Annotated in this window: 11 protein-coding genes; 4 read left to right on the top strand and 7 right to left on the bottom strand. The window is 60.6% G+C overall.

Annotated features, from left to right (window positions below; all coding sequences use genetic code 11):
• Positions 1-529: 529 nt before the first annotated feature.
• From ACTD9P_RS22380 to ACTD9P_RS22360, 5 genes are read right to left on the bottom strand one after another with little or no spacing between them, the layout of a single operon-like run.
• Complete coding sequence (locus ACTD9P_RS22380; RefSeq protein ID WP_438869391.1) at positions 530-1,534, bottom strand: substrate-binding domain-containing protein; 1,005 nt, start codon at positions 1,532-1,534, stop codon at positions 530-532.
• Between the two features lie 53 nt (positions 1,535-1,587).
• Positions 1,588-2,451 (bottom strand): SMP-30/gluconolactonase/LRE family protein, encoded by an 864-nt coding sequence (locus ACTD9P_RS22375; RefSeq protein WP_438869390.1) that lies wholly within the window; start codon positions 2,449-2,451, stop codon positions 1,588-1,590.
• Between the two features lie 14 nt (positions 2,452-2,465).
• Entirely contained in the window at positions 2,466-4,046 is a 1,581-nt protein-coding gene (locus tag ACTD9P_RS22370) for an aldehyde dehydrogenase (NADP(+)) (RefSeq protein ID WP_438869389.1), read from the bottom strand.
• A 10-nt stretch (positions 4,047-4,056) separates the two neighbouring features.
• Positions 4,057-5,046: an AraD1 family protein gene (araD1, locus tag ACTD9P_RS22365; protein WP_438869388.1), complete on the bottom strand. Its 990-nt coding sequence runs from the start codon at positions 5,044-5,046 to the stop codon at positions 4,057-4,059.
• 15 nt (positions 5,047-5,061) lie between these two features.
• On the bottom strand, positions 5,062-6,384 hold the full coding sequence (locus ACTD9P_RS22360; RefSeq protein WP_438869387.1) for an MFS transporter: 1,323 nt from the start codon (positions 6,382-6,384) through the stop codon (positions 5,062-5,064).
• Between the two features lie 192 nt (positions 6,385-6,576).
• On the opposite strand from ACTD9P_RS22360, the gene ACTD9P_RS22355 reads away from it, so the two are divergent.
• The 3 genes from ACTD9P_RS22355 to ACTD9P_RS22345 are packed head-to-tail and all read left to right on the top strand — an operon-like array spanning position 6,577 to position 9,804.
• Positions 6,577-8,313 (top strand): IlvD/Edd family dehydratase, encoded by a 1,737-nt coding sequence (locus ACTD9P_RS22355; RefSeq protein WP_438869386.1) that lies wholly within the window; start codon positions 6,577-6,579, stop codon positions 8,311-8,313.
• Between the two features lie 48 nt (positions 8,314-8,361).
• The gene (locus ACTD9P_RS22350) at positions 8,362-9,084 is read left to right on the top strand and encodes a FadR/GntR family transcriptional regulator (protein WP_438869385.1); all 723 of its coding nucleotides are present in this window, start codon (positions 8,362-8,364) and stop codon (positions 9,082-9,084) included.
• A gap of 42 nt (positions 9,085-9,126) precedes the next feature.
• Positions 9,127-9,804 (top strand): SOS response-associated peptidase family protein, encoded by a 678-nt coding sequence (locus ACTD9P_RS22345; protein WP_438869384.1) that lies wholly within the window; start codon positions 9,127-9,129, stop codon positions 9,802-9,804.
• 4 nt (positions 9,805-9,808) lie between these two features.
• On the opposite strand, the gene ACTD9P_RS22340 is transcribed toward ACTD9P_RS22345, so the two are convergent.
• Together ACTD9P_RS22340 and ACTD9P_RS22335 are read right to left on the bottom strand one after the other, a co-directional pair.
• The gene (locus ACTD9P_RS22340) at positions 9,809-10,849 is read right to left on the bottom strand and encodes a GGDEF domain-containing protein (RefSeq protein ID WP_438869383.1); all 1,041 of its coding nucleotides are present in this window, start codon (positions 10,847-10,849) and stop codon (positions 9,809-9,811) included.
• A complete protein-coding gene (locus ACTD9P_RS22335; RefSeq protein ID WP_438869382.1) occupies positions 10,839-11,729 on the bottom strand; it encodes a hypothetical protein in 891 nt (296 codons plus the stop codon). The genes ACTD9P_RS22340 and ACTD9P_RS22335 overlap by 11 nt, the downstream gene beginning before the upstream one ends.
• A 324-nt stretch (positions 11,730-12,053) precedes the next feature.
• On the opposite strand from ACTD9P_RS22335, the gene ACTD9P_RS22330 reads away from it, so the two are divergent.
• Positions 12,054-12,929, top strand: coding sequence for a bestrophin family protein (locus ACTD9P_RS22330; protein WP_219267489.1), 876 nt, complete (start codon positions 12,054-12,056; stop codon positions 12,927-12,929).
• Positions 12,930-13,008 lie beyond the last annotated feature (79 nt).

Raw genomic sequence — 13,008 nt, 5'->3', positions numbered from 1 at the left:
TGCATGCGGTCAACTGTGGGAGCGGGCTTGCTCGCGAATGCGGTGGGTCAATGACGGATGAATTGACTGATACACCGCATTCGCGAGCAAGCCCGCTCCCACATTTAGACCGCGTTGCATCAGGTAGACAGGCTTTTGCTTTGCACTTGATCTGGCTCTTGCTTCAACCACTCAGGTCGGCTTTCAGGCCGCCGTGCTGTAGATCTTGATCTTGATCTGAGACGCCCCGTTAACCACGATGGCCGAACGCAGGCTTGAATCCGTGGGTAACCCGGCAGGACGCCGGGTTAGCCGCGCTGGGCCAAGGATGGCCCATCGCGGCGGCCCACGGATTCAAGCCTTCGTTCTGGCACACCGAGCCTAGGCGAGGTGCCGAGTGGTGGGGCGAGGACCTTTTGGTTACTTTTGACTGGGCCGGCATTCCGGTCCTTGCAAAAGTGACCCGCCGTAAGGGCGGAACCATAACTAGCCATTACCGAAGAAATGGATATGTACTCCGTCTGATCCAACCCCTCCTGCCAAACCTACCTCACTGCCACAACCCAATCTTCGTCAGCTCTTGCTTGAAGTTCTCCCGTGTAATCAGCGTCACCTCGTCCATGGCCGTGTACTTGGGCGGCTCCGTACCTTTGGTGACCCACTCATACATCATCAGCGCAGTGTTGTAGCCCTCGATATGCGGACTAGGCAGCATCGAACCGAAAAAACCACTGTCAGCCTTTTTCAGCTCGCCAATGGCATCCGTACCATTGATGCCAATACCAATCACATTGGCCGCAGCAAAACCGGCCGTTTCCGTAGCGCGCACGCCACCGAGCACCGTGTTGTCGTTCATACCACCGATAATCAAGTTCCTGGCACCGCTGGGCAGCTTGACCAACGCCGAGTTGGTGGCGTCCATACTGCCCGGTACATCGAGCGTCTTGGCCGCGGTGAACAGAATATGGTCTTTAGGAAAACCAGCATCTTCCAGCGATTTAACCGAACCGTCAGTGCGCTTTTTACCCGTGTCGAGTTCGTTGAAGGTGTTGATCACCGCATAGGTGTCCTTCCAGTCCCAACCGCGTTTTTTCGCCTCAGCCGCCATCGCCGCGCCCTGCTTCTGGCCCACTTCGAAAGCGGCCATGCCCAGGTACGGCACGTCCTCCATAAAGTTGCCCTTGGCATCAACGAAGCGATCATCCACCGCAATCACTTTCAGGCCGTTGGCCTTGGCTTTGGCGACGATGGCCGGGCCGAGTGATACGTCCGGCGGGCAGATCACAAAGCCCTTGGCGCCGTTGGCCGCCAGGCTGTCGATGGCCGAGAGGGTTTTCTCGCCATCCGGCACGGCGATCTTGATCACGGTAAAGCCATGCTCCTTGCCGGCTTTTTCGGCGAAGGCCCATTCGGTCTGGAACCACGGTTCTTCAGCCTGCTTGACCAGAAAACCGATCTTCACGGCTTCAGCGGCCTGCAGCAGGCCGCTCAAGCTCAGTGCCGACACCGCCACAGCGGCGCAGCACAGGGCACGGATACCTCGACGATGATTCATATGGATGACTCCTTGTTGTTGTTTTTGGGTCTTTTGTTTTTGGGGCTTGGGGTTTAACCGGCAAAACGGTGACAGGGCTTGCCTGGCACATCGACCTCGATGGCCAGCAGCGCGCCATCGAGTGGGTGATTCAAGGGGCTGGCGGCGCTGGTGATATAGAGAGTGGTGAGATCGGGGCCACCGAACACGCAACTGGTGGGCCGGCTCACGGGCAATTCAATAATGCGGTCGACCTCACCCGCCGGCGTCAGGCGCAGCAGGCAGCTGCCATCCCAACGGGCGTTCCAGATATAGCCCTGGCTGTCCATCGCCGAGCCGTCCGGGCCGCCGCGCTCGTGCGGGCCGAACCAGACTTGGGCAGCCTCAAGCTGGCCATCGGGCTGGATCGAATGCCGATACAACGTGCCTTCCATACTGTCGCCGAAATGCACGTGGGCGCCGTCATTGCTCCATAGCAAGGTGTTGGGAATGCCCAGGCCGCTCAGCAGCGGTGTGACGTGTGCGTTGGCATCGACGCGAAACAGGCCGCCGCTACGCCGTGTAATCGGCAGGTCTTCACCCTGCCCACCGATATTGTTCTGCATGGTACCCAGCCACAGGCGGCCCTGGGCATCGCAGCGCGCTTCATTGCCACGGTTGCCCGGTTGCGGGTCGGCAACGCACAGCAGCGTAAGGGCTTCGGTTTCCAGGTTCAGCCGGTACACGCCGCTGCTCAGCGTCACCAGCGCATCACCACTTTCACAGGGAATAAAGGCCGAGACGTGCTCGGACAACTGCCAGATCCGCAGCTGCCCGCCCATCAGACGCAGCGCCTGTTTGCCGGCGATATTCACCCAATACAGCGCCTGGGTCGGCACGTCCCAGAACGGGCCTTCGCCCAACTGGGCACGGTGCGCAGTGACTGCGGTACACGACATAAAACCTCCTGGTGTTACAGCGGGTCGCGCGATGGCGTGCCATCCACCAGCCGCTGGATGCGCAACGGGTTGGCGTTTTTCAACGCGTCGGGCAGCAGGCTATCAGGGTAATTCTGCAAGCACACCGGGCGCAGGAAACGGTCGATGGCCAGGGTGCCAACCGAGGTACCACGAGCATCGGACGTGGCCGGGTACGGGCCACCGTGGACCATCGAATCACAGACCTCCACGCCGGTCGGGTAGCCGTTGAGCAAGATGCGCCCGACTTTCTGCTCCAGCAGCGGCGTCAGTTCAGTGAACCGCTGCAGGTCAGCCGGTTCAGCAATGAGCGTCGCGGTAAGCTGGCCATGCAGGCCGTGTAAGGCGGCGCTGAGCTGAGCCTGGTCGGCGACTTCGACAAATACGGTGGTCGGGCCGAACACCTCTTCCTGCAACGCCTCATCACCGTCGATCAGCAGGCGCACGTCGGCCTTGAACAGCTGCGGCTGCGCCTGATTTCCCGCCTGAGCACTGCCCGCCAGGTGTTGGATGCCAGGGTGTGCCAAGAGTTTTTCCAGGCCTTTGCCATAACTGCCGAGGGTGCCGGCATTGAGCATGGTTTGCGCCGGCTGTTCACCGATCAGTTGCGCCACATGTTGGGTAAACGCACTGAACTGTGGCGAGGCAATACCGATCACCAAACCAGGGTTGGTGCAGAACTGACCACAGCCTTGCACCACCGAGGCGGTGAGGTCGCGGGCGATGGTCTCGGCCCTGGCGTGCAAGGCCTGGGGTAGCACAATCACCGGGTTGATGCTCGACATCTCGGCAAACACCGGGATCGGCTGCGGGCGTGCCGCCGCCATATCACACAGGGCACGGCCGCCCTTGAGCGAGCCGGTAAAACCCACGGCCTGGATCGCCGGGTGCTTGACCAGCGCCTCACCAACGCCGCCACCGAAGATCATGTTGAACACACCCGCCGGCATCTGGGTGGCCTCGGCGGCGCGGATGATTGCATCGGCCACCCGCTCAGCCGTGGCCATATGCCCGCTATGGGCCTTGAACACCACGGGGCAGCCGGCCGCCAGCGCGGCGGCGGTGTCGCCGCCAGCGGTGGAAAACGCCAAGGGGAAGTTGCTCGCGCCAAACACCGCCACCGGGCCGAGGCCGATGCGGTATTGGCGCAGGTCCGGGCGCGGCAGGGGTTGGCGGTCGGGCAAGGCTCGGTCGATGCGCGCGCCGTAAAAGTCCCCACGACGCAGCACCGTGGCGAACAGGCGCATCTGGCCGCTGGTGCGCCCGCGCTCGCCCTTGATGCGCGCAGCAGGTAATGCCGTTTCGCGGCAAACCAGCTGGATAAAATCATCCCCCAGCGCGTCTAGCTCATCGGCCACCGCCTCCAGGAATTGCGCCCGGCGCGAGGCACTCAAGGCCCGGTACGCAGGGTACGCGGCAGCGGCGGCCCGGGCGGCGGCATCCACCTCGGCGGGCGTGGCCTGATAGAAGTCCTGAGGCAAGGCCTCGCCGGTGCTGGCATCGACGCTTTGCAGGGTGATGCTGCCCTGGGCGCTGCGCTGGCCGCCGATGTAGTTGTGGCCGAGAAACGGATTCATGCTGATCTCCTTAAAGGCTGATAACAGTGCCAGGTTCGAACGCCGCCTCGGCGCTGCCGACCCGGTTGACCAAGGGCGCGCCGAACTCGGCCTGGCTGATCTCGAACACATCCCCCGGCTGGGTACGTATACCGTCGGCGAATGACAAGGTAGCGGTGCCGAAGAAGTGAATGTGCACGTCGCCTGGGGTCAAGAACTGGCTGTATTTGAAATGGTGATACTCGAGGTTTTCCAGGCTGTGGCACATGTTCGCCTCGCCACTGAGAAATTCGCTTTCCCATAGCACTTGGCCGTCTCGAAGAATGCGGCTGGTGCCGGCCACGTGCTGGGGCAACTCACCCACGCGCAACTCCGGGCCATAGCTGCAACTGCGCAATTTGGAATGGGCCAGGTACAGGTAATTCTTGCGTTCCATGACATGGTCGGAGAACTCGTTGCCCACCGCAAAACCCAGGCGATAGGGCTTGCTGTCTCGGCCGATCACGTACAGCCCGCCGATTTCCGGCTCTTCACCGGCGTCTTCGGCAAACGGCGGCACCGGGAACGCCTGGCCTGGGCGCACGACAATACTGCCATCGCCCTTATAGAACCATTCCGGTTGCACGCCAGCTTGGCCGGACGGCGGTTTGCCGCCCTCCACGCCCCATTTGAAGATACGCATGGTGTCGGTCAAGGCGCTGTCGTCACCGGCCTGATGCATTTTGTCGCGGGCCGAGGCGCTGCCCAAGTGCGTGAGCCCAGTGCCGCTGATCAGCATGTGCGCCGGGTCGGGATGGTCCAGTGGCGGCAGGACTTTGAGGTCCGCCAACAGCGCGGCGTAGTCGTAACTGTCGCCCAGCCCGAGGCTGTCTACCTGTTGCGCCAGGCCCACACCGGCGTCGATGGCGGCCAGCGCCAATTCGCGCACGCTGCGCGCGGTTTGCACTTCGCGCAGCGTGTTGCCGTGCACCACGCCGACACGACGCTCACCGTTACGCAATTCGAACTGAACTAAACGCATCAAACTTCTCCAGGATTAAGTACGTGTGGCGCCTCTGGCGCTGGCCGCAAATTGATCGGCAGGCAGCACATGCTTGCGCTCCAGCACGCGGTACACCACAGCGGTCAAGACCAGCCCGAACACCATTACCCCGGCCAAGAAATACAGGCCCGAAGCCAGGTTGCCGGTGTATTCCTTGAGCGCGCCGATCACGAACGGGCCGATATAGCCGCCGAGGTTGCCCACCGAGTTAATCAGCGCAATGCCCGCCGCCGCACTGGCACCGGCAAAGAACCGCCCGGGCAAGGTCCAGAACACCGCCGTGCAGGAAAACAAGGCAAAAGCCGCCAGGCACAGCGCCACCATTTGCAGCACCGGCACGCTCAGCCAGGCACTGCAAAACAAGCCGATGGCGCCGAGCACATAGAGCACGGCAAGGTGGCCATAACGATCGTTCAAGCGGTCGGAACTGCGCGGGATGATCAGCAGCCCGATGATGCCGAAGATGTAGGGTACGGCCGAGATGAAGCCGGTCATCAAGTCAGTGCCGCCGAACTGTTTGATCAGGGTCGGCAACCACAGTCCCAGGCCATAGATGCTCAAGGTCACCGGCAAGTAGAACAGCGCCAGCAGCAACACGCGCTTGTCCTTGAGGGCATGCAGCGGGTTGCCGTGGCGGGTCTGGCCGTAGGCTTGCAGGTCCTTGGCCAACTCACCCGTCAGCCAGGTTTTCTCGTCTTCGCTCATCCATGTGACCTGCCTGGGGCCGTCCGGCAGAAAGCGCAGCACCGGCCAGGTCAGCAGCAACGCCGGCGTGCCGATCACAATAAACAGCCATTGCCAGCCGTGCAGCCCGAGGATGCCGTCCATGCCCAGCAGGCCGCCGGACACCGGCCCGGTGATCATCATGGCAATCGGCTGGGAGAGGATGAACAGCCCCAGGATCTTGCCGCGATGGCGCACCGGGAACCACTGGGTGATGTAGTACAGCACGCCCGGAAAGAACCCGGCTTCGGCCGCGCCGAGCAAAAAACGCATCACATAGAAACTGTGCGGCCCCTGCACAAAGGCCATGCCGATGGTGATGGCGCCCCAGGTGAGCATGATCCGCGCAAACCAGCGCCGCGCGCCAAAACGGTCGAGCATCAGGTTGCTGGGAATCTCAAACAGGAAGTAGCCAATAAAGAACAACCCCGCCCCCAAGCCATAGGCGGCATCGCCGATGCCGACGTCGGCGCCCATGTGCAGCTTGGCAAACCCCACCGCCGAACGGTCTACGTAGGCGATCAGGTACAGCAGGATCAGGAAGGGAATCAGTTTCAGCGTGATACGCCGAACAAGCCGCAATTCCTGGCTCATGGGGTCGATCTCCGATTGTTGTTTTTATAGAAGCTCGGGGGCTGCCTCTCGCGAGAATCCGCCAGGGTCACACCTCACTTGAGTCGGACTATATAGTATGACTATTTGCAAAACAACACTTCCAAAGCAGCGATTTTGCGCTTATGTTTGAGCGCATATACAACATATAGTCATACAATAAGAGAGTCGATCATGCCTGATAAAAAGCCCGCCCTACGCTCTGCCCAGTGGTTTGGTACCGCCGACAAGAACGGTTTCATGTACCGCAGCTGGATGAAGAACCAGGGCATTGCCGACCATCAGTTCCATGGCAAACCGATCATCGGCATCTGCAACACCTGGTCGGAACTGACCCCGTGCAACGCGCACTTCCGCCAGATCGCCGAGCACGTCAAACGCGGTGTGATCGAGGCCGGTGGTTTCCCGGTGGAGTTTCCGGTGTTCTCCAATGGCGAATCCAACCTGCGCCCTACCGCCATGCTCACCCGCAACCTGGCGAGCATGGATGTAGAGGAAGCCATTCGCGGCAACCCCATCGACGGTGTGGTGCTGCTGACCGGCTGCGACAAAACCACCCCGGCGCTGCTGATGGGCGCGGCCAGTTGTGACGTGCCGGCCATCGTGGTCACCGGCGGGCCCATGCTCAACGGCAAGCACAAGGGCCAGGACATCGGCTCGGGCACGGTGGTGTGGCAACTGAGCGAACAGGTCAAGGCCGGCACCATCACCCTTGACGATTTCCTTGCGGCTGAAGGCGGCATGTCGCGCTCGGCGGGTACCTGCAACACCATGGGCACGGCGTCGACCATGGCCTGCATGGCCGAAGCACTCGGCACGTCCCTGCCCCACAACGCGGCGATACCGGCGGTGGATGCGCGGCGCTATGTGCTGGCACATATGTCCGGCATGCGCGCGGTCGAGATGGTGCGTGAAGATTTGAAGCTGTCGAAGATCCTTACCAAGGAGGCGTTTGAAAACGCGATCCGGGTGAATGCGGCCATCGGCGGTTCGACCAATGCGGTGATCCACCTTAAAGCTATCGCCGGGCGAATCGGTGTCGAGCTCGACCTCGATGATTGGACCCGCATGGGCCGTGGCGTGCCGACCATCGTCGACCTGCAGCCGTCGGGGCGTTTTCTGATGGAAGAGTTCTACTACGCCGGCGGCCTGCCGGCCGTGCTGCGGCGTCTGGGCGAAGCCAACCTGATCCCGCATCCGAATGCCTTGACGGTGAATGGCAAGTCGTTGGGCGAGAACACCCAGGACTCGCCGATCTACGGCCAGGACGAGGTGATTCGCACCCTCGACAACCCGATCCGCGCCGATGGCGGCATCTGCGTACTGCGCGGCAACCTGGCGCCGCTCGGGGCCGTGCTCAAGCCCTCCGCCGCCAGCCCCGAATTGATGCAGCACCGTGGCCGCGCGGTGGTGTTCGAGAACTTCGACATGTACAAGGCACGCATCAACGACCCGGCGCTGGACGTGGATGCCAACTCGATTCTGGTCATGAAAAACTGTGGGCCCAAGGGTTACCCGGGCATGGCCGAAGTCGGCAATATGGGCCTGCCCGCCAAGCTGTTGGCCCAGGGCGTGACCGACATGGTGCGCATCTCCGATGCCCGCATGAGCGGCACCGCCTACGGCACGGTGGTGCTGCATGTGGCGCCGGAAGCCGCCGCCGGTGGGCCGCTGGCCACGGTGCAGGAAGGTGACTGGATCGAGCTGGATTGCGCCAACGGCCGCCTGCACCTGGATATCCCCGACGCCGAACTGGCGGCGCGCATGGCTGACCTGGCGCCGCCGCAAAAACTCATCGTCGGCGGCTACCGCCAGTTGTATATCGACCATGTGCTGCAGGCCGACCAAGGCTGCGACTTCGACTTCCTGGTGGGCTGCCGTGGCGCCGAAGTCCCCCGGCATTCCCACTAATTGGGATGCTATGATGCGGCGAACCTAAGCCAGAGCCTCCCCGTCGTTATGGATCACCAGCCGCCCAAGCCGCGCAAGAGCCAGCATGCCCAGATCGTTCAGGACTTGGGCATGCACATCGTTTCCGGGCGCTTCAAGCCCGAGGAGCGCCTGCCCATGGAAGCCACGCTGTGCGAGGAATACCAGGTCAGCCGCTCGGTGTTGCGTGAGGCGACCCGCGTGCTCAGCGCCAAGGGCCTGGTGTACTCCAAACCACGGGTGGGCGCGGTGGTGCGGCCACGGGTGAAATGGCATTTGCTTGACCCGGACGTGCTGTCCTGGCTGATGCAGTCCACGCCCCACAGCGAATTCTTCAACACCCTGGCCGGTGTGCGGCGCATCCTCGAACCGGAAATCGCCGCCATGGCCGCGACCACGGCCACCGCCGAAGACATCGCCACCATCGAAACCGCCTACCTGGGCATGGAAACCGCCAAGACCCACGACGAGCTGCTGCAGGCCGACCTGGACTTCCACCGCGCCATCGCCGACGCGACCCGCAACGACTTGCTCGCCTACATGTGCAACATGCTGTCGTTGCCGCTGCGCGAGTCGATCAACATCACCAATCGCCGCCCCGACATCCTGGGCCTGAGCCTGCCCCGCCACAAAGCGATCCTCACCGCCATCCAGAACCGTGACGCCCTCGGCGCCCGGCACGCTTCGTTGGTGCAACTGGATGACACTCGGGTGGCGTTGGACACGGTGATGAACGTGCTCACGCCGCTGTAAATTCATGGTCTACGCTCAGGAGGTCAGTTCGAGGGACCGGCCATGTGCGGACGACTTTCGCAGTACCGCGGTATTCATGACTTTGTGGCGGCGCTAAGCATGCCCAATGCCCTGGCCAATAGCGTGGGCGACCAGCCGCTTGAGCACTACAACGTGGCGCCGACCACACCTGTGGCGTTGCTGCACCTGGACAATGATCTTTTGCACGCCGACCCGGTGCGCTGGGGCTGGCGCCCGCACTGGAGCAAAGAGCGCCTGCTGCCGATCAACGCCCGCGTTGAGAAGGTCGCGCACGGCGCGTTCTTTCGTGCGATCTGGCCGCATCGCGCGATTGCCCCTGTCGACAACTGGTTTGAATGGGTGGATGAAGGCGGCGCAAAAAAGCAGCCCTACCTGATTCGTCGCCGCGACGGGGCGCCGGTGTTCTGTGCCGCCATCGGCCAACTGCCCGACGCCGATGAGGGCGCGGGCGCGCACGATGGCTTTGTGATCATCACCGCCGACAGCGCCGGCGGCATGGTCGACATCCACGACCGCAGGCCGGTGGTGTTCACCCCTGAGCTGGCCCGTGAGTGGCTGGACCCGGCCACCTCCCGCAGTCGCGCCGAGCAGATGGTGCTGTTGCAGGGTGAGCCGGCAGACGTGTTCGAATGGTTCAAGGTCGACGGTGCGGTGGGCAACACACGCAACAATGGGCCAGCGTTGATCCAGCCACGCTGAGTACTCATTGCGCCGCTGCACGCTCTTGCAGCTCAATCGGCTTGCCCTCCAGATAGGCCCGGTCCTTGCCATTTTGCTTGGCGCCATACAGGTTGCGGTCAGCGTTTTTGAGTACTGTCGACATCTCGTCCCCCGCCGAAAACCGCGCCATTCCCGCGCTGCACGTGTAGTTGTGCGGCGCCGCTACGCTGGTTCGGATGGCCTGCAACAAATCCCGGGCGAAATCACAGGCAACGGCCGGGTCGTCGCCCAACAACAGCACGCCGAATTCTTCGCCGCCGATCCTGCCGAAACTGTGACTGCCTTGGGTGGTTTTCAGGCAGGTGGCCATCGAGCAGAGAATCCTGTCACCCACATCATGCCCGTACAGGTCATTTTTCTGTTTGAAACTGTCGATATCCAACATCATGAAATAGCCACGCTGGCCGCTGGCAATCAGCGCATCGAAGCTTTGCATGAAGGCACGCCGATTGAGAATGGAGGTCAGGTAGTCCGTCTCGGCCATTTCGCGAAACTCACTCTCTACCAGCAATACCGATCGCAAGTTCTTCAAGTAGGAGAAATTCAGGATAAAACCCACGGAGATCGACGCGGCGCAAAAAATATACAGATAGACTTGCGCACCCGCGTAAATATCCACCTGCATGCAGGGCCACAGAATCAACCAGACCAATGTGACGCAGATCAGATAATCCTGAGCACTGATGAACAGGATGGCACTGCTGATCACCAGGGTGACTGCCAATGGCAAGGCAAAAATACGCAGCTCCCCATGCGTGCTGATCACATAGGCAAAACCCACCGACAGCAGCACCCCGTAAATGCCACCCAACACTCGCCACAGAAAAAAGTTGGCGGTCATGTGGTGCAGGCAGCACCCACCCGACAGGCCCAGGGTGATGGCCAATAAATAAATATCCAGCTGCATGGCCGGATGAATTAACAATACGCCTAGCCAGGCAATAATCCCTATCAACTCGGCCAGCGTCACCGCCGGTGACAGTAGCCTGCGCATCCTCGGCCTTAACTTCAAGTTAGCGGGCATCCTTCTCCCCTCTTTCAACCGCATGCAGGCCGACCGCAAATGAAAACGCCATGAACCGTCTTACCAGGCGGATAAAAGCGGGCAGCACTTCCAGCTGTTTTTTAGCATGCACTTTAAAATAGCCCTTCTCGACGCCCTCCCGAACCATTCGAATAACGTGGGTTTTCGACACCGACAGTTGTTGGGCGAGGGCAAGATAAGACGACGACTTGAAGGTTATCTCGCCGTTTTCAGGCGTAAAGGCATCGTTATAAATCGCCAGCATCAACAGATGCCCGGCGTCTTTCTTCACCAGCCAATAGCATTCTGGCAGCAGAACATCCACGGTCAGTTCATTACTCAGCAGCTGTGCGAAACCTTTGAAATAAACAGCCAGAAACTCACGATCATCCATCGCGCACATCTTTTCAAAAAGCCCCTTCTCCGGGCACATCAGTGCCAATGAGTCGGTGATAGAGGTGAGCATCAGCCGCACTTCCCGACAGGCTTCGTCCGAGGGCGCGTACACCCTGAAACGGCTGTCCTCCGGGTGCGCGTCGATCACCATGAACCCCAGCGCCCGAAACAGCAGGAAGATCGACTCCAGGCTGTTTCTTGAGCAATACCCGCGGGCCACGCAAAAGGCTTTCACCTCGCACAGCAAGGCTGTCGGTTTGGAAAAGTACTCGCTCAAGAGTGCAAAGGAGACCATCAAACGGCTGTATTTCATTGCACTTTTGTAGAAAAACGGCCGTTTCGAGTAAGGGCCAAGAAGCACCTGATAATGCGCCCGAATACAAGATTCAAAGTCCTCATGACGTTCAAGTGCATGTGCAGTATTACCGATATCCAACTTTAACGAACTGACGCGCATGAAAGAGCCCTGATCAACCAACTTCATCCCACTGATCTAGACTACGAAGTTCACGTAGTCAGGTCCCAAAACAAATCACGTCGTAAAACGGCCCCTGATGGCGCTTTGCCTTTGAGGCCAATGTACAGTGATTGCCGCGCGGCACAGCATCATTACCAAAGTTGTTCCAACTGCACTTCCTTCGCTGTTTGCTAACGCGTGGGCAGTGCACTTGCTTGAAATAGCAGTGCGAAGATTGCGTGAAAAGCAGACACAATAAATGGCGCCAGAAATATGACCGCGAACCTTTCAACGCCTACGGGCGTCCGAGCTAGGGTGTTTATTGCCCATCGCCCGCCGTGAGGTCCTCGTTTGAAAGCCGCCATCGTCAAAAAGTACCGTCTGATTATCAAAACCATGGGCTATGTGGGTTGGGCCTTGTTCTGGCTATTGTTATGGGATGTCGCCGTCACGGTCGATTTCATGTTGTTCCTGACCACCAAGATCAACTTGCCGCTGATGCCGCTGACCCTGCTGGGTTCGGCGCTGGTGGTGTTGATCAGTTTTCGTAACAGCAGCGCCTATAACCGCTGGTGGGAAGCACGCACGTTATGGGGCGCGATGGTGAATAACTCACGCAGTTTTGCCCGCCAGGTGCTGACGCTGCTGGAAGATCCCGAGGGCGAGGTGAACCCGGTCAAGGCCACCCTGTTGCGCCGCCATGTGGCCTATGTGAACTGCCTGGCGGCGCACCTCAAGGGCCGGCCGTGCCCGGATGAAGTGCGTGCGTTTATCCCCGCCGAAGAGTTTGCGCGTAACGGCGCCACCAATAACTTTGCCAATGACATCCTCACCGGCTCGGCGACGTTGTTGGCCCGCGAATACAAGGCCGGGCACCTGGACAGTATTCGTCTGGCGCGGCTGGAGTCCACGCTGGTGGACCTGTCCAACGCCCAGGGCGGCATGGAGCGTATCGCCAATACGCCGCTGCCCTACCCATACGTGTATTTCCCGCGGCTGTTTATCTCACTGTTCTGCCTGATCGTGCCGGTGGGCCTGGTGGAATCCCTGGGCTGGTTCACGCCGCTGGCCTCGACCGTAGTGGGCTTTATGCTGCTGGCAATCGAACGCATCGGCACCGACCTGCAAAGCCCGTTTCATTCCAGCGAACATCAGATCCAGATGGAAACCATCTGCGAAACCATCGAGAAGAACCTGCAGTCGATGCAGCGTGATGCGCTGGCTTAAGCTCAGGGTGCTTTTAAGCTCAGGACCTATCATTTTTACCAGTGCCCCTGGAGCGCGTTTTTGACTAGCCTGTAGCGCA

It is taken from the genome of Pseudomonas onubensis, from assembly GCF_965653655.1.
Lineage (GTDB): Bacteria > Pseudomonadota > Gammaproteobacteria > Pseudomonadales > Pseudomonadaceae > Aquipseudomonas.
This window is presented reverse-complemented; position numbering and strand designations above follow the sequence as displayed.